This window comes from Lacibacter sp., assembly GCF_057361365.1.
The window spans coordinates 230,669-249,650 of the sequence record NZ_JBMQSG010000015.1 but is presented as its reverse complement, the minus strand read 5'-3'; the positions used below and the strand labels follow the sequence as shown (position 1 = coordinate 249,650).

The 18,982-nt window shown below is 39.2% G+C and carries 14 protein-coding genes; 3 read left to right on the top strand and 11 right to left on the bottom strand.

Going from position 1 to position 18,982, the window contains the following annotated elements:
* Window positions 1-49: 49 nt before the first annotated feature.
* Both ACO1QW_RS14855 and ACO1QW_RS14850 read left to right on the top strand, forming a co-directional pair.
* A complete protein-coding gene (locus ACO1QW_RS14855; protein WP_486259833.1) occupies window positions 50-1,126 on the top strand; it encodes a sensor histidine kinase in 1,077 nt (358 codons plus the stop codon).
* Complete coding sequence (locus ACO1QW_RS14850; RefSeq protein ID WP_486259831.1) at window positions 1,123-1,812, top strand: response regulator; 690 nt, start codon at window positions 1,123-1,125, stop codon at window positions 1,810-1,812. Before ACO1QW_RS14855 ends, ACO1QW_RS14850 begins: the two co-directional genes overlap by 4 nt.
* A 19-nt stretch (window positions 1,813-1,831) precedes the next feature.
* On the opposite strand, the gene ACO1QW_RS14845 is transcribed toward ACO1QW_RS14850, so the two are convergent.
* The 4 genes from ACO1QW_RS14845 to ACO1QW_RS14830 are packed head-to-tail and all read right to left on the bottom strand — an operon-like array spanning window position 1,832 to window position 4,839.
* A complete protein-coding gene (locus ACO1QW_RS14845; protein ID WP_486259829.1) occupies window positions 1,832-3,490 on the bottom strand; it encodes a SulP family inorganic anion transporter in 1,659 nt (552 codons plus the stop codon).
* Window positions 3,491-3,499: 9 nt separating this feature from the next.
* The gene (locus tag ACO1QW_RS14840; RefSeq protein WP_486259827.1) at window positions 3,500-3,784 is read right to left on the bottom strand and encodes a hypothetical protein; all 285 of its coding nucleotides are present in this window, start codon (window positions 3,782-3,784) and stop codon (window positions 3,500-3,502) included.
* 18 nt (window positions 3,785-3,802) lie between these two features.
* Complete coding sequence (locus ACO1QW_RS14835; protein ID WP_486259825.1) at window positions 3,803-4,408, bottom strand: methyltransferase domain-containing protein; 606 nt, start codon at window positions 4,406-4,408, stop codon at window positions 3,803-3,805.
* A gap of 29 nt (window positions 4,409-4,437) precedes the next feature.
* Complete coding sequence (locus ACO1QW_RS14830) at window positions 4,438-4,839, bottom strand: glycine cleavage system protein H (RefSeq protein WP_486259823.1); 402 nt, start codon at window positions 4,837-4,839, stop codon at window positions 4,438-4,440.
* A gap of 97 nt (window positions 4,840-4,936) precedes the next feature.
* Here ACO1QW_RS14830 and ACO1QW_RS14825 point away from each other — a divergent pair, with 97 nt between their 5' ends.
* On the top strand, window positions 4,937-5,644 hold the full coding sequence (locus ACO1QW_RS14825) for a Crp/Fnr family transcriptional regulator (RefSeq protein ID WP_486259877.1): 708 nt from the start codon (window positions 4,937-4,939) through the stop codon (window positions 5,642-5,644).
* Window positions 5,645-5,693: 49 nt separating this feature from the next.
* Here ACO1QW_RS14825 and ACO1QW_RS14820 read toward each other — a convergent pair whose 3' ends face one another.
* Genes ACO1QW_RS14820 through ACO1QW_RS14790 form a run of 7 tightly spaced genes read right to left on the bottom strand, consistent with a single transcriptional unit; the run spans window position 5,694 to window position 18,835 of the window.
* Window positions 5,694-6,404 (bottom strand): phosphatase PAP2 family protein, encoded by a 711-nt coding sequence (locus ACO1QW_RS14820; protein WP_486259821.1) that lies wholly within the window; start codon window positions 6,402-6,404, stop codon window positions 5,694-5,696.
* Window positions 6,405-6,453: 49 nt separating this feature from the next.
* Window positions 6,454-7,521 carry an adenylate/guanylate cyclase domain-containing protein gene (locus tag ACO1QW_RS14815; RefSeq protein WP_486259819.1) on the bottom strand — a complete coding sequence of 356 codons (1,068 nt, stop codon included), beginning with the start codon at window positions 7,519-7,521 and terminating at the stop codon, window positions 6,454-6,456.
* Entirely contained in the window at window positions 7,518-9,566 is a 2,049-nt protein-coding gene (gene ppk1 / locus ACO1QW_RS14810) for a polyphosphate kinase 1 (RefSeq protein ID WP_486259817.1), read from the bottom strand. The genes ACO1QW_RS14815 and ppk1 overlap by 4 nt, the downstream gene beginning before the upstream one ends.
* Window positions 9,567-9,578: 12 nt before the next feature.
* Window positions 9,579-10,811, bottom strand: a complete 1,233-nt coding sequence (locus ACO1QW_RS14805) for a Pycsar system effector family protein (protein ID WP_486259815.1) — start codon at window positions 10,809-10,811, stop codon at window positions 9,579-9,581.
* A complete protein-coding gene (locus ACO1QW_RS14800; RefSeq protein WP_486259813.1) occupies window positions 10,811-14,476 on the bottom strand; it encodes a BamA/TamA family outer membrane protein in 3,666 nt (1,221 codons plus the stop codon). The genes ACO1QW_RS14805 and ACO1QW_RS14800 overlap by 1 nt, the downstream gene beginning before the upstream one ends.
* A 4-nt stretch (window positions 14,477-14,480) precedes the next feature.
* Window positions 14,481-18,119: a BamA/TamA family outer membrane protein gene (locus ACO1QW_RS14795; protein ID WP_486259811.1), complete on the bottom strand. Its 3,639-nt coding sequence runs from the start codon at window positions 18,117-18,119 to the stop codon at window positions 14,481-14,483.
* The gene (locus ACO1QW_RS14790; RefSeq protein WP_486259809.1) at window positions 18,116-18,835 is read right to left on the bottom strand and encodes a hypothetical protein; all 720 of its coding nucleotides are present in this window, start codon (window positions 18,833-18,835) and stop codon (window positions 18,116-18,118) included. The genes ACO1QW_RS14795 and ACO1QW_RS14790 overlap by 4 nt, the downstream gene beginning before the upstream one ends.
* Between the last annotated feature and the right edge of the window lie 147 nt (window positions 18,836-18,982).

Sequence of the window (18,982 nt, the reverse complement as noted above, 5' to 3'; positions counted from 1 at the left end):
GCATATTATCTTCATTCAACACAGCTGCATGCTATATTTGAACTTCTAAATGAATAAGCTGATCTTCAATACAGTGTCAAAATCAAAACAATACCTGTTAAGTATTGCAGTGATCGCTATCGTGGCAGCGATCTGTTTTTTGTTCTCCGATTTTATGGGTTATCGTGTGGCCGCATTGGTATTACTTGTTACCGTGTCGCTACTGGCCATGATATTTGATGTGTTGCCTGTATTATTTTCAGCTGCATTAAGTGCATTAATCTGGGATTTCTTTTTTATACCACCACGGTTCACTATACATGTTGATACAACGGAAGACAGCATTCTCCTTGCGATGTATTTTGTGATTGCCTTAATTAATGCAGTGCTCACATATAAAATCCGGCAGATTGAAAAAGATGCCCGTTTAAAAGAAGAAAAAGCCAATAGCGTTAAACTTTACAACACTATTCTTAATTCACTCTCACATGAGTTAAGAACACCTATTGCTGCCATCATTGGCGCAACAGATAATTTACAATCAAACAATTATCTTTCTACGGAAAATCGTGAACAGCTTATTACCGAAATTTCAAAAGCTGCCTTTCGCTTAAACCAGCAAGTAGAAAACCTGCTTAACATTTCCCGTCTTGAATCGGGGCATATACAACCCAAATACGATTGGTGCGACATAGAAGAATTAATTTACCTGGTTGTGCAGTCGGTGGAAGAAAATAACAAGAACCGTAAAGTGAAAGTGAGCATCAAACCGGGCTTGCCTTTTTGCAGCATTGACAAAGGCATGTTGGAACAAATACTATACAATCTTTTAAATAATGCGGCCATTCACACTGCAGCGAATTGCAGTATTACAATATCAGCTGTTTGCCATGCCGATATTTTACAGATCATCATCGAAGACAGTGGCCATACCTTTATTGATACAGAAGCAAAAGACATCCTGAATAAATTTTCAAGGGACAGTAAAAGTAAAACGACAGGATCAGGCCTTGGACTTTCTATTGTAAAAGGTTTTACAGAAGCACTTGAAGGGAATGTTGAATTAGAAAAGTCGATACTGGGAGGCGCAAAATTTACTGTATCATTTCCGGTTAAATCAAACAGGTTTGAAACCATTAAAGAATGAACAAGTCCGAAATATTAATTATCGATGATGAGCCACAAATGCGGAAGTTGCTGGACATTACATTACAGAGCAATGGTTATCTTTCTAAAACCGCAGCATCTGCAAAAGAAGGATTGATCATGTCGGAAAACCACCCGCCTGAATTGATATTACTTGATCTTGGTTTGCCTGACGACAGCGGCCACAATGTTTTACAAAAACTCCGGCAGTGGTACACCAAGCCCATCATTATTCTTTCTGTTCAAAAAAATGAATCGGATATAATTAAAGCACTGGATAATGGTGCAAATGATTATCTGTCGAAGCCATTTCGCACAGGGGAACTACTGGCACGTATCCGTTCTGCACTTCGAAGTATCAATACCGACGAGGGAGATACCAGCTTGGCATTTGGCGATTTAAAATTTGATCTCACAACAAGATCTGTTTGGAAAAAAGACCAGCTGCTGAAACTCACAGCAACAGAATATAATTTGCTGTCTTTACTTATCCGTAACGAAGGCAAAGTACTTACGCATCAATATTTATTAAGAGCAATTTGGGGACCGGGTTATATCAATCAATCGCAATACCTGCGAGTATTCATTGCACAAATAAGAAAGAAGATAGAGGACGATCCTAACAAGCCTGTTTATTTATTGACGGAAGCCGGCGTGGGGTATCGGTTCATTAGCAACTTGAATTAAATTATTTTCAAAAGCATACTCACATTTCGTTTATAACCGTTTTACTTCTTTCCAACGCCTCCGCAAACGTATGAGTAACATTGGCTTTGCCAATGGCAAACAACAAACGTGTTTTTCTTAATTCATCTCTTACACGATTGCTGTGCACTTCACTTAAAATAAGTTTTGTGCCACGGTGCTTCGACTCTTTATATACTTCTTCAATAGTTTTTATGCCGGTTGCATCAATGATAGGCACATGCCGCATGCGAATGACCAACACTTTTGGAGTTCGTTCAATAAACTTAATAGCGTCTTTAAATTTATACGCTGCGCCAAAAAATAAAGGACCAGTAATTTCAAATACTTCTATATTCTCAGGAATGCTGTAATTGCCGATGGCATCGTCATCGGCTTTCCTATTCTTATCATCTATTTCATTGGTGAGCATCTTTACATCGCTAAATTGTATCATCTTCCGCATAAATAAAAATGCAGCTAACACCATACCTATTTCAATGGCTACAGTAAGGTCGATGATTACGGTTAGAAAAAAAGTTGTGAGCATTACTGCAATATCACTTCGTGGGCCTTTCAACACTGCTACAAAACTTTCCCACTCACTCATATTATACGCTACTACCACCAATATACCAGCCAGTGTTGGCATAGGAATTAATGCCGCCCATTTGCCGGCAAACAACATAATGAGCAACAATACCAATGCATGTATAATACCTGCCACCGGCGTTCGGCCACCATTTTTTACATTCGTTACAGTACGGGCAATAGCACCTGTTGCAGGTATACCAGCAAATAACGATGAAAAAATATTAGCCGTTCCCTGCGCAATCAATTCTGTATTTGATTTATGATTACCACCTATCATACCATCGGCAACAACAGCTGACAAAAGCGATTCAATACCTCCCAGCAATGCTATAGTAAACGCAGGTTGTATCAAACTTTTTATCGTAGTCATATCCAATGCAGGCAGTACAGGTGAGGGTAAGGCCGAAGAAATTGCTCCAAACCTGCTTCCGATGGTTTCAACCGGCAGGTGAAACACCTGCACAATGATAGCACTGAGTAGAATCGCAATTAATGAACCCGGAATTTTGTGAGAAATTTTCGGCCATAAAAAAATGATACCAACGGTTACCGCCGCAACTGCAAGCGAATAATAATTTACCGATGATGCGTGTTGCAGGTAGGTTTTCCATTTTTCCAAAAAATCTGCAGGTACCGCTCCCATTTGTAAACCGAAAAAATCTTTTAGCTGAGAAGATAAGATGAGCACTGCAATTCCACTGGTGAAACCAATGATGAGCGAATGCGGAATAAATTTGATAACGGCGCCGAGACGGGCAAAGCCCATTACGATCAGCATAACGCCGGCCATAAATGTGGCAATGATCAATCCATTCACACCATAGGCTTGCACAATGCCATACACAATAACGATGAATGCACCAGTAGGCCCGCCAATTTGCACACGACTCCCGCCCAATGCGGAAATAATAAAACCGGCAATAACAGCCGTATATAATCCTTTCTCCGGCGATACACCACTTGCAATAGCAAAGGCAATGGCAAGCGGCAATGCAACGATTCCCACAATCAATCCGGCCAACAGGTCTTTTACAAACTTTTGCCTGCTGTATTGTTGAAGTGTATCGAGTAATTTGGGACGGAACATGGGGCGTTTTTATTCTTCGGTTACAACAATACTTTGTTCATTGAGATAACGATTGAGCAGAATTTTTGCCAACGTAATGTTGCTCCACTGTTGCGCATCTTTGTTGAACGGGTTAAATAAATTCAGTTCTTCTTTTAATCGTTCCGCAACAGCAATACGCTTCAGCTGATCGGTTTCTTTCTGCTCAATAACAGTAATGGTTGCCGCCATCAGCTCTTTTATTTCATCCTGCGAAGAAGCCCAAAGAATATCGTTTACAAGGTTCGTAATATGTGCATCAAATGTGTGGGGCATGTTTATCTTTTTTTCGAATTAAATTTTGATCCAGAATTTCAACAGCTCATTCATGTCTGTTTGCACAACATGATAACAAGGCGGTATCTCGTCTTCAAGGCTGTGATAAGTTGCCAGTCTTGTGCCCTCCGGTTTTTGTTCGAGTTGTTTATACAAATAGCGATTATAGTAATAGTATAGTTCTGAAGAATAATCGATGCTGTTATCAATCTTACTCGTACCGGTAAGATTTTCGTAAAAAGAATTGTAGAAATAAAAATGATCGTATTTGCTAAAATCGAGTTGTGTAAAATTTCCGCACATAAATTTTACGTTGGTAACACCTACTTTTTGTTGCACGGCATCGGCAATAGCCACAAGGTTTTTGCGCTGTTCAATACCATAATAAAATGCCGAGGGTTGATAAATCGCTGCCGCTAAACAAAACTTACCGGCCCCGCTGCCAATATCCAGAATGCGCATACCGGGCTCCGCAGATAAAAATTCAGCAGCACGATTGGCCACGATCACATTTGTAAAATGCTGCCGTGCTAATTCCTGGATTGCAGGCGGATACATGCGATCGAGATCAGCATCGGAACATTGCCAACCTGGTGAATCTGATTTTGTTTCTGTTAGTAACATGTGTTTATACTTGAGTTGCCTGTAATAATTTATCTCCTGTAGGATTTACTCATTTGATATTGCTGAGGCGATATCAAATCCGTTCGTTCTTTCGGTTCGGCAGGAATGATCAACGCTATCCAGCCATTGTGCTCGGGTTGTTCTGCAAGCATTGAATAATTTCCAGTGAGCAAATGATCATTCACCTGTATTACTTTTCCATCTACCGGCATATGTGCATCAACCAGGTAATCATTGTAACGGATAGTTGCAATTACATCGCCTTTCACTTTAAAGCCTAATGGATCGTTCATGATAATTTGCTGTACTTCTCTAAAACCTGTGAGTTTAAACCTGCACACGCCCACGTATGCAACCTTGCCCTGGAAGTCGATCCACTCATGATCAGCTGTATAATAAAGATCCCTGGCAGGAATACTTTCTATTTGCATATTGCAAAGTTATTTTACCTTACTACCGGTAGTGGTAAACCTTTGCAGCTTAAAAAGTAAGTTTTATCAGTTTTTAAAACCGGTATTTTTGCAGCCAATGAGTATTAAAGGCATTTTTTCAATTGACAAATGGGACTTTAAAAGTGAGTCTGTACTTGCCGATTTACCCGCCGAAGAATTTGCATTACTCACCGCCAATAAAAAGGAAAAGGAATATAAAAAGGGGGAAATTATTTTTTGGGAAGGAGCTTCACCCTCGGGCATCTTTTATATTGTTGAAGGCAAAGTAAAAAAATACAAACTCGATAAAGATGGCAGAGAACACATTATTTATGTTGCCAACACCGGTGAATTATTGGGCTATCATGCCATACTTGCCGAAAGCCGTTATCCTGATTCTGCTGCAGCATTGGAAGCCAGCAGAATTGCATTTGTACCAAAAGAAGATTTTCTGAATGCATTACACCGTTCTGAATTATTAAACCGTCGCCTGCTTAAAACCTTAAGCCATGAGTTTGAAGTATTGGCCAACAGCCTTACTTTATTTGCACAGAAATCGGTAAGAGAAAGATTGGCATTGCAGCTAATTGTATTGCGTGAAAAATATAAAGTAAACTTTAAGCCGGGCATGCCGGTAGAAATTAATATGGGACGGGATGACCTGGCCAATCTCGTTGGCACAGCAAGAGAAAATGTCATTCGCCTACTATCCGAATTTAAAGAAGATGCTATTCTTGAAACGAAAGGCAGAAAAATTATTGTGTTGGATGTAAACAAGCTGATCAAAATTGCTAACTACAGTTGATATAGATTTCCTGCAAGTCAAAGCACATAATGCATAGAAAATAAACCCATCACTTTTTCAACACCTCCATCTTCGCCGCATTGTATTTCTCCAGACGTTTAATTAAGAAGAGAAAGATGATAAGCGAAAGTGTACCAAACGAAAAACCTGCCAGCACATCACTTAGGTAATGCACACGCAAGTACACACGACTTAAACCAACAAGAATAATAAAACATAAAAGGATAAAAATCAACAACCATTTTTTCCAGACAACTTTTACATCACGATAAACTCTGCTGATCAATACGCCATAAAATATTGTTCCCATAAATGCATGACCACTTGGGAAACTCAAACCGGGAATTTCATGCAACAAAGGAATTAAGGGACGGGGGCGATTAAAGAAAAATTTTAACCCTACCATTAAACCGAAATTGCTCAGTGCAATAATAAGTGTGTTGACAAAACGCCTCTTGCTTTTTCTAACAAATAAAAGATAGCCAAGCAATGATAGCCACGCAGTAACCATAAAAACATAAGATCCGAAAAATGTAATAAACAAAGCGATTTGCGTGTTGGTATCTGTTACCAGCGTTCCAAAAGCAGCAAAGGCATTTTCATCGAACTCCATTGTTCTGACAATGAAAATACGCCTGATGAGTACAACAAGGGCGCTGATAGCTAACAGGCTGGCAACAACCAAAAAAATAACTTCCGCTGTTATCAGGGCTACCGTGCTGGGTATTTCTTTTGCTTCTGCTGTTTCATTCTTTTTCATACCTCTTGATTTTCATATGTTCATTACGGCGCATTACATGCGCTGGCAATTAAATCTTAATGGAGAATAATTCCACCGGGTCAGATTTACCTTTAAGATCAATTACTCCCATGCTCTCACCTTGCCACTCCTTCAATCCGCTGTTGTCCATAAAGGTTTTCGACATCAAAAATTTCTGATTCAGTTCATTGCATGCATTTCGTATACGTGCAGTGGTATTCATGGTATCGCCGCTCATGGCAAGGTCTTTTTTAATGACGCCGATTTGCCCAACCGTTACTTCTCCCACATGCAAACCAACCCTGAACTCAGGAACGATATCATAACTGTTGCGAAAATGCGTACCATGGTTGTGCAGGTTCTTTCGTGCATCGATAATAGCCTTTATACTTTTCTTTGCATTGCGTTTCGTAAACAGCCACGATACCACAATTTCGTCGCCCACATACTGGTAAATTCTTCCATCGTGTTCAATAATTGCCATGGACACATCATAAATAAAATCACGAATGAATTTGAAGTTTTCAACATGACCCAGTTTTTCAGCAATTGGCGTTGAATCTTTCAGATCCATAAACATAATGATGCGTTTTTCAATCTTGGGCTGCATATACTTCCCACGGATGATATCAAGAAACACACCGGGCGAATATTTTTCATTGATCTCTACAAATAATTTTGTGCTCAGCAGCAACACAAACCAATACATTATCCTTCGAACCAGCAGTTTGGTTTGTAAACTTTCATTTATCCACAGCCTTGTTGTTTCTGCCACTTCCCTGCCGTGAAAAAGAACATTCACAAAAAAATGCACCAGGAAGTTAACAAGAAAGGCCGCCAGTATAAGAATGATACTTTTAAAAACGAAGTTGATAAAGGGTGGTTGTTTGCGAAACCAGTACCGCAATGCAAACACAAACAGGTAAGCAGTAAAACAACTGATAATAAAAACAGTTGTTTCTCTCACCTGGAAATAACGAAATGTTGATTCGCCGGGCTTCAGAAGAACAACAATACTATCGATCAGCGTCCATGCAAGCGCAATGTAGAGAACGGTACGCAGCTTATATTTTACGAAACCGGTAAACCAGGAATAAGATGATGCCGAAATTTTCATGAAGCATTTTGCAGGTATTGATAAATACTTTGCTGCGCATTCACATGAGTGCCATTTTCACCTGCAACTTCTATACTTTGTTGATCGGGTAAAAACTCTACAGCCTTGTCGTTATCCTGCCACTGGATAGTAAAATAGTCAAGAATTTCTTTGCGGCACTCCGTTTCTTTCAATGGTGCACAAACTTCCACCCGGTGGTACAGGTTTCTTGTCATCAGATCGGCCGATCCGATGTACACCATTGCATCATCGCCGGCGCCAAAAATAAAGATGCGTGTATGTTCAAGAAACCGGTCGACAATTCGACGCACGGTGATATTTTCACTAATGTCTTTAATACCCGGCGCAACACAGCAAACACTTCGTACGATCAGATCAACCTTCACTCCCGCTTTGCTCGCTTTGTATAATAATTTAATCATACCCGGCTCTTCAAGGTTGTTTACTTTTATGCGGATGTGAGCAGGCAATCCTTTCTTCGCTTTTCTTATTTCAATACCAATGCGCTTCTCCAGCTCTCCTACCAAATTAAATTGCGATACCAATAGTTCCGTAAACTTCAACCTGGTTGAATCACCAATTTCTGTGCGGCCTTTCTCTAAAAATTTGAACAGCATTACCAATTCCTTAATTATAGCAGTGTCAGAAGTCATCAACACATGATCGGTATAGAAGCGGGCTGTTTCCTCATTAAAATTTCCGGTGCTGAGAATAGCGTAAGACAATTCATGCCCATCCACTTTTTTCTTTACCAATGCAGTTTTTGAATGCACTTTTATTTGAGGTAAGCTGTAAACTAATTTTATACCTGCTGCTTCCATCATACGACTCCACTGAATATTATTTGCTTCATCGAAACGGGCTTTTAATTCAATAAACACCACTACATTTTTTCCATTCTTTGCAGCACTGATCAATGCATTACCAATATGCGAATCGGAAGCCAGCCTGTATAAGGTGATATAAATATCTGTTACATCGGCATCAACCGCCGCCTGGTTAAAAAACGATAACACCGGGTTGTATGATTGATAAGGCAAATGCAGCAAAAGATCACGCTGTTCCAGCACATGAAAAATATCACCTGTGTCGGCGATGTTAGCTGCTGTAAGAGGTGGCATTTTTTTGTAATTCAGCTCCTTTTGAAAAGAAGGGAACGATGAAAGATCACTTAAGTTATGATACCTTCCATCCATAAACATCTCTTCGTGTTTTACATTAAAAGCCGACATTAAAAACAATTGCAGGTTACGTGGCATTCCACTTTCAAACTCGAAACGGCAAGGCAAACCAATATCCCTTTTCTTTAATTGCTTTTCAATTTTACTCAATAAGTTGCCACTGTATTCATCCTGCAGGTTAAGTTCGGCATCCCTGTTAAGCTTTACACTGTACACACTAAGTATGCTAAGCTTTGGAAAAAGAAGATGAAGATTTTCCCTGATAATATCATCAAGGAAAATAACATACTCCTCACCCTCCAAGGGCGTTAATGTGAAGAAACGTTTTACTTTATCGGAAGGAATATTTACGATCGCCTGCTTCAATATACCATGATCAGGCTCTTTCAATGTTACAACAAAATAGAGTTGATTATTTTCCGGTTGAAAAGATTGTGAACCAGCTTCCAAAAAAATAGGCTGGATAAAAGCCAGCACATCAGAAAGAAAAATTTCTTTGATTTCTTTTTGATGTTCCTGTTGTATCGTTGAGTTATAATAAAAAATAATTCCATTCTCCTTTAATGCGGGAATGATCTCCTCCGTAAGTACGCTGGCAAAAAACCTGAGGTGGCGATTAATTTCATTCTGAATTTTTTCAGCAGTATCCTCTGCCATTACAACGCTTGCCTTATTTCTTGTTTTTTCTTTTATTTTAGAAAACGCAATAACGGAAGGGTACCTTACTCTGAAAAACTCATCGAGGTTACTGGAAAAAATGGCTAAGAACTTCATGCGTTCGTATAAAGGCACTCTTTTATCAGATGCTTCCTGCAATACTCTGAAGTTAAATCCCAACCAACTAATATCTCTGTTATGTATCATAAAGGGTAAACATTAAAAAGGCGAAACCGCCGATGGTGTTACAGCATTACCTGAAGATGCCTGAAACATGTAATAAGCTGCCGCAAAAGCCAGCACCGAGGCAATAATACCGATCATAAACACATTATAGGCAAGTCGCACAAGCTTGTATTTTCTTGCAAGCACAACTCCTAACGTATAAATGTCTTTTATGAGTGAACCATACAGGTAATCGGTATCTTTCATCATTTCCCTCATGGCCGCATTGTATTCTTCGAAAGTCGCTTTGTAAAAATTACCAAAGAACAGGAGATTCGTTTTTTTATCGGAAATATCCTGGCTGGTAAACGTACCCTCGCTTATTTTAGGCCTAGTGGCAATAATGGAAATAACAATTGTTGACACAGCAACCACCAGGAAGAGAATGGTTGGAATAGTGAGATAAGGTGTTTCCTGCAATCTTCTTATCAGAACACTCAGAATAACAGATATGATGATGGCATTAACCGATATAAGAATATGCGCTTTACTATCGGCCATATCACTCAAATGAAAATGGTTGGTTGATGTAAGACGTAACATGGTTTGAATACCTTTTGATGTTAACCCCGAGCTGTCTTTATCCAACTTTGCAAGGCTAAGCTCTGCTTCCGCTTTGTCAGTTTCCTCTACTTTTTTAGTTAGCTTTTTCATATTCTTTTTTTTACGTTTATCAAGTAAGTCCTGGCAATACTTTGTATAAAACTCATGTTTTTTTAAAAAGTCAATTGTTTTAGTGCGCCACTCATTTTCGTCAAGATCAGGATCTTTTGTTTTGTACTCCTGCCATACCAATTCATTTGTTTCTTCAAACTTTTTTGTTCCAAGATGATAAGTATCTGCATCGCAAATGATCTGGTACAGCAAATTGCTTCCTTTACGTGGAGGACGAGTAGCCATAATACATTTCCTGATCTTTTCAATCAGTTGCGCATCGCCGCCTTCTTCTTTCATAAATTCTTCCATCAGCTCCACGCTTTTTTCTTCATGCTGCTCAGGTTCTGCAAACAGGTAGCCTGTATCATGGAACCATGCAGCCACGTACACAGCAAGCATATCGGCTTCACTTAAAAAATAATGACCGGCAATTTCTTTTGTGCGATCGACCACCTCAATTGTATGCGCCAGGTTATGGAAATACAATTCATGCCGTGGGTGATCCTGGAACAGACCGGTAACATATTGTTCGGTCTTCTTGTAGAGATCGGTGGAGTTGATTGTGAGCATTAATAAACAAGTTTAAATTTTGTACCAAGTGTGAAATTGAGTAATCGGTCTTCCGGAGAAAAACCAACAGTAAATGAAAGCATCGTTAAATTATAAGGCATAAAATATAATCCTGCACCGTATGCGCCATGCCATTTGCGTGACTCTTCTCCTTTATGCCATACTCTTCCTAAATCATAAAAACCCATCACGCCAAAGTCGCCGGGCAATACATACGATTGCGACTTAATGATCCTTACTCTTAATTCTGTGCTAGCATACATTAACGAAGAACCTGAAAAACGATTTTTACGATAGCCCCTGAGAACATTGTGAGCACCCAGGCTCAATGCCTGGAAGTATTCATAGTTCTTTCCGAAAATATGACCTGCACCAAGTCGGAAGATGGCGTTCATTGTTGCGTGATCAGTTAAGCTGGCATAAATAGTAGCATCGGTTGTAAACCTTACCATGTTTTTAGCATTGCTTCCAATTCCATACATAGGGCTTAACTCGGTGTACCACGTCATACCACGTGTTGGAAACAATTCGTTATTTATATAATTGATATCGAATCTTGCTTTTGCTCCCAGGTATTGTTTTGTGCTGTAAGTAGTAGCGGAATCAGAACCCATCAGCAAATCATTATTCATGATGCGCTTGCTGTTATCCTTTGGATCGCTCCAGTAACGGTAATAAGTTGGGCCAATAGCTATTTCAATCATACTGCCCATTTTCTTCTTCAACAACACATCTGTTTCAAGATATTTATACCGTACCCTGTAAAAATCAATTGGCAGGTTTTTGTCAAAAACAGTTTTGTTACCGAATCCGAAAAAATTATTATTGGTAGGGTAAACCAGGTCAGCTCGAACCAACAGATCGCTATTCATAATGGCTTTGGTAAAGTTGCCTGTGTATTTAATTCTGAATGCTTCTCTTCCCGGAGCATACAATGCTCTTAACCGCTGCTCTGTTGCATATGGCTCTTTCCTGAAACCATGTGTGCGGAGTGTAACACCTGCTCCAACTAAAAACAGATCTTCAGTATTATAACCTAATTCAAGTTGAGGGAACTTAAATTCATTATACTTAAATCCTGTGATGCTGTAATCATGAATACGGGGATTGGTTGAAAATTCAGTTTTACTTTTTACAAGATTGATGCTTGCATTTTTCTCCAGCGACAGATCATATACTTTATTGCGAATATTTCCTTTCAGATCAAATGTATCATTACCCTTGCCTCCAATAATGCGTAGTAAGATGCCTGAATTAACATCGTTATCTATCGCAAACTTATCACTGCCATTCAATCCAAATAAACGTATCTCTTTTGTAACCGCTTCATTAAATACTCTCGTAAACATCACCGATGCCGAATCTGTTGTATTCAGTTTCTTATACACCGTAACCTGTAAACCTTCGGGATGTTTCTTTACATGAAAATATTCTGACTTATTACTGCCCGTTACCGTTACCACTTTTGAAATAAAATTGTAATAAGTAAGCGCATCATTATAAAGTGCATCTCTTCGGCTCTTTAATTTATCCGTTACTACTTGCGCATCTAATTTATAAATAGGTTCAGGGAATTTTTTCACCGCATTTTCAATTACACTATCCGTCATCCTGCGCTGAAAATCTTTTACAATTCGCTGCCATGCTTTTTCATCAAGATTATTGATAAAGAAGCGGTCGAAATCTTTTGTTTGATAGTTAAATCCGTTGATGTCTTCAATATCTGAAGTGAACCCCTGTAAGAAAGGAACTAGTTTTTTCGATGCTTTCTTTACCAAGAATCCATCCGAGTAAGAAAATGCCTGGTCTCTTTCTTTTGGTATGGGATAATATAATTTACCAACACCCGTATCAGAAGTTCCCCATCTCCATTGATCGGCATGGCGGTCCCAATCACCAACAAGCATATCAAGCAAACGTGCAGTGAGTACTTTTTCCTGGTCGACATGATGCTCATTATCTTCCAGCATCGTATTAATAATTTTACCTGTGCTTTTTGCATCAACCACCCCGGTTCCGGGATCACGGAACTCAAGCAATGCAACAGTGTTGGCAAATGTTTTCCGGTATAATCCCAATGCAGGATCATCTGGCACATAGAAAAATTCTGGTGCTGCTGCAGGTACGCCAACAGCTTTTGCTAAGCCGGGTACCACTAATGGCGCATGTGGGTGACTTGTTGAAACAAGATCCTGCGACATTTTAGGTGCTAAAGAATTTCTTAACTGGAGCGGCACTACTTTTTCAACGTCTTTATCAACGGACCGTAGTATCCATTCTTTTCCATTCTTATCAGCAAGTTGTAATGTTTTGGAGTGTTTGCCACCGCTTAAACCTTTAATTGTAAATCCGCCTCTTTCTTTACTGATATTGAAATCTCTCATAGCAATGGGCGTGCTCCACTCCTGCTGATAATTACTTCCAACAAAAAATTTCTGAAACCCTGTCTTCGGTTTATATTTCTCACTTGCAGCTACTACTACACTGTCCCTGAATTTATAAGCCACTTCTTTTTTTTCAACGGCTGAAGCAGGCACTGTTGAAAAGTCAAGCATATGATCATAGTATTCTCTTGCCGTTGAATCACCATCAACTATGTAAACACTGGCCTGAACTTTTTTCTTCTTTGAAATATCCAACACTACATAACCTGCTTTAGGCGATGCAAACAAACTATTTTTACCTTTTGATACCCTTGAATTTTTTGCACCACTGCCACTGGTAATATAGTTATAGCCACTGTCCTTAATTATTTGAACTGAATGATCATGACCAGCAGCAAAGATTACATTCTGATGCCCTCTTACAACATTATCAACAGCTGTGATCAGTTCCTGGTAAGGAGGACTTTTTAAATCCTGTTCAACACCAAATACCGCTCTTGTTAAAGGATAGATAGAACCAACTAATGGCAATGGAATGTATAAGTAGTCCCGCATATCAGTAAACGGAAAAATATGTTGCCTCCAGGTGAAATATCCACCGTGCGGACTATAAGTTCTGAATGTGTGGTGAAAAGCGATGATTACCAGCTTGCCTGCATTTTTGGTAAGTATATCTTCTAACTGTATCAATACTTCATCTTTCGTTTTTGCAGCACAATCCGATTCAAGGCCTGGCTTTTCGCCGAGGTGTAACCACCATTGCGTATCCATCATCACCAATGTAACATCCTCGGTAATTTTTGCTTCAACAGGACCGGGACACCCATCACGTGGATACATTTTTACATTTTCATTTCCTAAAAAATCAATATAGGCCTGCTCTCTTAAAATAGATTCATAACCGTTTGAACTACCTACCGCCCAATCGTGATTGCCCGGAACAAAATATACCTTGGCTTTGCTTTTTCCTGCTATATGAATTTGTGAATCTAACGGTGCTTTTGCCTGTTCATAAGTTGGTATTGAATTATCAGGCAAACCCGTTCTGTACAAGTTATCGCCGAGGTAAACGATCGTCGTCTTCTCATTAAAAGGAATTGTTTTCTTTACCGAGTTTACAACAGGGTGCTTACCATTCGTGAGCTGCCCTGCATCGCCAATTAAAATAATTCTTGCCTGCAGTGTATCCTGTGCATTAACCACTGCATGTAATAAAAAAAGAATACAAAAGGTGAAGGCGGTTTTGCCTGTATTTAGCGTATGAGTGAAATCTGTTTTCATATCATTAAAAAACCAGTTTAATTTTTGTGCCCAGTGAAAAATTGTACAACATATTTTCTTCAGGCGAAAAAGCAACCGTGAACGACATCATAAATATTCCATAAGGCACGAAATACAATCCACCACCATAACCCGGATGCCAACGTCTTGAATCTTCTCCTTTATGCCATACTCTTCCTGTTTCATAAAAGCCCATCAAACCAACATCGCCAGGAAGTACAAATGATTTCGATTTAAATAATTTTAATCTCAATTCACTACTTGCATAAGCCATGGACGAACCGGAGAACCTGTTTTTACGATAACCTCTTAAAAAATTATGCGCACCAAGGTTTAAAGCCTGGAAATATTCATACTCCTTGCTGAAAATATGCCCGCCACCAAAACGAAAGATGGCACCTAAGCGTCCAGGATCTCTTAAAGCAGCATAAACCGTTACATCAGAGGATAGCTTGCTGAGGTTATGACTGCTTTTTCTAAATCCGTACAGTGTAGTAAAATCGGTTAGCCATGTAATACCACGGGTGGGAAAAACTTCATTATTCACAAAATGAATATCGAAACGAGCCTTGGCTCCGAGGTATTCCTTTACTCCATATATACTTGCAGAGTCTGTGCCAATTACTGCGGGATTAGCAAGAATTCGCTTGCTGTTATCTTTATACTTGCTCCAATACTGGTAATAAGTTGGACCAATAGAGAAGGAAACACTTTCATTGAAGCGTTTACGCATCAACAGGTCAGCTTCAAAAAAGCGGTAACGCACACGATGAAAATTTAATCCCTTGTCCTTATCAAAAACTGTTTCATTACCAAGTCCAAAAAAGTTTCCAATAGTTGGATTTACCAGTTCGGCACGGAGCAACAGATCATTCTTAAACAATACCTGGTTAAAAATTCCTGTATAGCGCAACTTGTATGAACCTCTTGTAGGTGCAAACAGGGTAACGAGTTTTTGTTCGGTAGCGAAAGGCTCTTTTCTAAAGCCATGTGTTTTTATAGTAAAACCTGCACCAAGTAACAAGCCATCTTCCGGATTGATACCAATATCAATCTGCGGAAACTTTTTCATGTTGTATTTGAATGCCGGCCCTTTGTATTCGTTGATTGCAGGATCAGTTGAAAACTCCCTGTTTGTTCTTTTTAAATTGATGATCTTATTGTCTTCCGTTGAGAGATCGTACACATAATTTTTGACTTTACCTTTTAAGTCAAATGTATCATCACCCTTACCACCAATGATACGTAGTTTGATCTTTGATTTAACATTGTCATCTATCTCAAACTTATCATCGCCATTTAAGCCAAACAACCTGATTTCTTTTGTTACATCGTCTTGAAAAACCCGTTGGTATAATACTGCCGTTGTATCATTGCCATCCTTCATTTTATATACAGTAACCTGTAAACCTTCGGGATGATTTTTAACATGGAAAAACTCTGATTTACCGGTACCTGGTATGGTCACAGTTTTTGAAAGAAAGCGGTAGAACGTCAGTGCATCAGTAATAAGATGATCTCGACGGCTTTTTAACTTATCGGATATAATTTTTGCATCCAGCGCATAAATGGGTTCAGGAAATTTTTTCATCGCACTATCGATCACTTCATCCGTCATCTTCACCGTGAAGTTTGCGGCAACCCTTTTCCAATCCTCTTCTTCAAGTTGATGCAGAAAAATGCGGTCAACTTCTCTCGACTGGAAATTAAATCCGTTTACATTTTTAATGACAGGTTTAAAACCTTGCAATGATGGAAGTAAACGCTTTGATAATTTCTTTACCAGGAATCCATCTGAATTAAAAAAAGTTTGATCCCTGTCTCTTGGAATAGGAATATAAAGTTTCCCCTTCCCTGTATCAGTCTCTAACCATTTCCATTGATCGGCATGCCGGTCGAAATCACCAATAAGAATATCAAACAATCTTGCATTCAATACTTTTTCCTGGTCAACATAATTGCCATCATCTTCCAGCATTTTGTTGATGAGCTTCGGTGTACTCTTCACTTCTTTTGTGCCTGCGCCGGGGTTTCGGTTTTCAAGCATCACTACCGTATTGGCAAACAATTTCCTGTAACGACCCAGTGCAGGATCATCAGGCACATACATAAATTCATATTCCGATGTGGGAATATCAACAGCTCTTGCGAGTGGCGGAACTACCAATGGCCCATGCGGATGACTTGCAGAAAGAACATCCTGCGCAATTTCTGCAGCCAACGAATTTTTAAAATGTTGTGGCATACCCTTGTTCAAATCTTTTTCAATTGACCTGATCACCCACTCTAAGCTATCTTTATCCAGTAACTGAAGCGATTTTGTTTGCTTACCGCCTCCGGTACCTTGTATCTTAAAACCTCCTCTCTCTTTTTGTACGTTAAACTCCCTCATTGCGAAAGGTGTGCTCCATTCCTTACGGTAATTATTCCCTATAAACCATCTTCTAAAACCCGACGACGTTTTATATTCCTCACTGGCCGATAGTACCACACTGTCTTTAAATTTATATTCAACATCTCTTGTAATATCAGCCTCAAGTGTAACCGGTTTTGAAAAGTCAAGTATTTGTTGGGAGAAATCTTTTTTTGCTACATCGCCATCAACCACAAAAACATTCGCCTGCACCTTTTTTTTGTTTGACACTTCAACTGTAACAAACCCTGTTTCGGATGAAGCATATAAGCTTTTGCTTCCTTTTGACACTCTTGAATTTTTATGACCGCCGCCACTGGTGATATAGTTATAGCCACTATCTTTTATGATTTGTAAAGAAGGATCATGTCCTCCAACATAAATTACATAAGGATAATTTTTAACTACTGATTCAATAGATGTGATCATGCGTTGATACAATGGATGACGCAGATCCTGCTTTGCACTAAAAACAGATTTTGTAATGGGGTATAATGTACCCGCAACCGGCAAAGGAAGATAAAGATTGGGCCGCAGATCGGTCAATGGAAATATATGTTGCTTCAACCGGAAATAGGCAGCCTGTGCACTGGTGCTTCTGAATGTGTGATGCAATGCAAGCAACACAACTTTATTCCTGTTATCGGCAAGAATATCATCTAACTCCGTCAGTATATCAAACTGTGTTTTATAAGGACAATCTGATTCCACTCCCGGCTTATCGCCTTCCTGTAACCACCATTGGCTGTCCATGACCACCAACACGGCATCATCCGACAATTTTACTTCATACGGACCAGGGCAACCTTCGCCCGGCAACAGTTTTACATTTTTATATCCTGCAGCATCTATGAAAGATTGAAGTCTTAAAACAGCATCATACCCATCAGCTCCACCCATGTCCCATTCATTATTACCGGGAATAAAAAAGACCTTTGCTTCTGTATTTGCACCTATTTGTATTTGCGAATCAAGTGGCTCTTTTGCAATTTCATAAGTTGATGAAGAATTATCCGGCAGCCCTCCTTTAAATAAATTATTACCTAAATAAATGATGGTGGTGTTTTTATCAATCGCTATGTTCTTTTTCACTGCATTCATTATTGGTTGAATGCCTCCGGCATGTTTGCCTCCACCAATTAAAATAACCTTCGCCTGCACACTATCCTGAGCACGAAGGGTCATTTGCAAAGCCGTTATACTCAACAATACGATAGCGATCGTTTTCATAAACCTTTCTTTTTATTCTTTATGACTAAAACATTAGCAGATACGTTATCAACAAATTCATTTGTAATAATGAGGTCGCCCCATGGAGTAAAAGCAATACCCTCAGGCTGAAGGTATAAGTCGGGGTCAAGTTCATGGGTTGCAATAAGTTTACCATTGCGGTCGGTGATCACCAATAATTTGTTTATCGAATTCACTATATACAACTCATTTGTTACCGGGTTAATGGCGGCTGCTGAAGGCCTTAACTTAATCAGTTTCGCATCTTTGGGATCAGTTACTGGTGATATATTAATCACTGATGACATGGAAGTATATTTTTTTGTTTCCAGGCTGTAACCCCATACGGCCACAGAATCTTCTGCATTTTTATTACAGTCTTTACATACAAGGATCAACTGTTTTAAACTGTCGTCGTAATACATCGATTCAAATTCACTCTTTGATTTGTACTCATCAGGAAACGTTATAAGACTGGTGGTAACAGCATTGTCTTTACCAAACTGGATGGTTTCAATATCACCATTGCTCACCAACACATAAAAAATGCTGTCCAGCATCACCAGGTCTTCGAAATCTCTTTTCTTATCGAATCGCCAGTGAGAGATCACATTTTCTTTTGTAAGAAATATTTTATAGAGAATTCCTGCTTCATCCTTAATAGCAAAAAGAGAACTGTCTTTGGGATAAAATACGATGCCTGAAATTTCGGACAATGCATCGGGTAAAGTAATGACGACAGGGTTTTGAAGATCATACCGGGAAGAAGCAATTACGGGTGTCTTTTTTTTTTTGACGGTTCTTCACAAGCAATTAATGCTGAAGAAAAAATAACAGTGCTGATGAACAACCTGAGAGCAGAC

Coding starts and splice junctions, on each gene's coding strand:
- ACO1QW_RS14855 (WP_486259833.1), top strand. CDS start 50: ATGAATAAGCTGATCTTCAATACAGTGTCAAAATCAAAACAATACCTG.
- ACO1QW_RS14840 (WP_486259827.1), bottom strand. CDS start 3,784: ATGCCCCACACATTTGATGCACATATTACGAACCTTGTAAACGATATT.
- ACO1QW_RS14835 (WP_486259825.1), bottom strand. CDS start 4,408: ATGTTACTAACAGAAACAAAATCAGATTCACCAGGTTGGCAATGTTCC.
- ACO1QW_RS14845 (WP_486259829.1), bottom strand. CDS start 3,490: ATGTTCCGTCCCAAATTACTCGATACACTTCAACAATACAGCAGGCAA.
- ACO1QW_RS14820 (WP_486259821.1), bottom strand. CDS start 6,404: ATGAAAAAGAATGAAACAGCAGAAGCAAAAGAAATACCCAGCACGGTA.
- ACO1QW_RS14805 (WP_486259815.1), bottom strand. CDS start 10,811: ATGCTCACAATCAACTCCACCGATCTCTACAAGAAGACCGAACAATAT.
- ACO1QW_RS14825 (WP_486259877.1), top strand. CDS start 4,937: ATGAGTATTAAAGGCATTTTTTCAATTGACAAATGGGACTTTAAAAGT.
- ACO1QW_RS14850 (WP_486259831.1), top strand. CDS start 1,123: ATGAACAAGTCCGAAATATTAATTATCGATGATGAGCCACAAATGCGG.
- ACO1QW_RS14795 (WP_486259811.1), bottom strand. CDS start 18,119: ATGAAAACGATCGCTATCGTATTGTTGAGTATAACGGCTTTGCAAATG.
- ppk1 (WP_486259817.1), bottom strand. CDS start 9,566: ATGATACATAACAGAGATATTAGTTGGTTGGGATTTAACTTCAGAGTA.
- ACO1QW_RS14830 (WP_486259823.1), bottom strand. CDS start 4,839: ATGCAAATAGAAAGTATTCCTGCCAGGGATCTTTATTATACAGCTGAT.
- ACO1QW_RS14800 (WP_486259813.1), bottom strand. CDS start 14,476: ATGAAAACAGATTTCACTCATACGCTAAATACAGGCAAAACCGCCTTC.
- ACO1QW_RS14815 (WP_486259819.1), bottom strand. CDS start 7,521: ATGAAAATTTCGGCATCATCTTATTCCTGGTTTACCGGTTTCGTAAAA.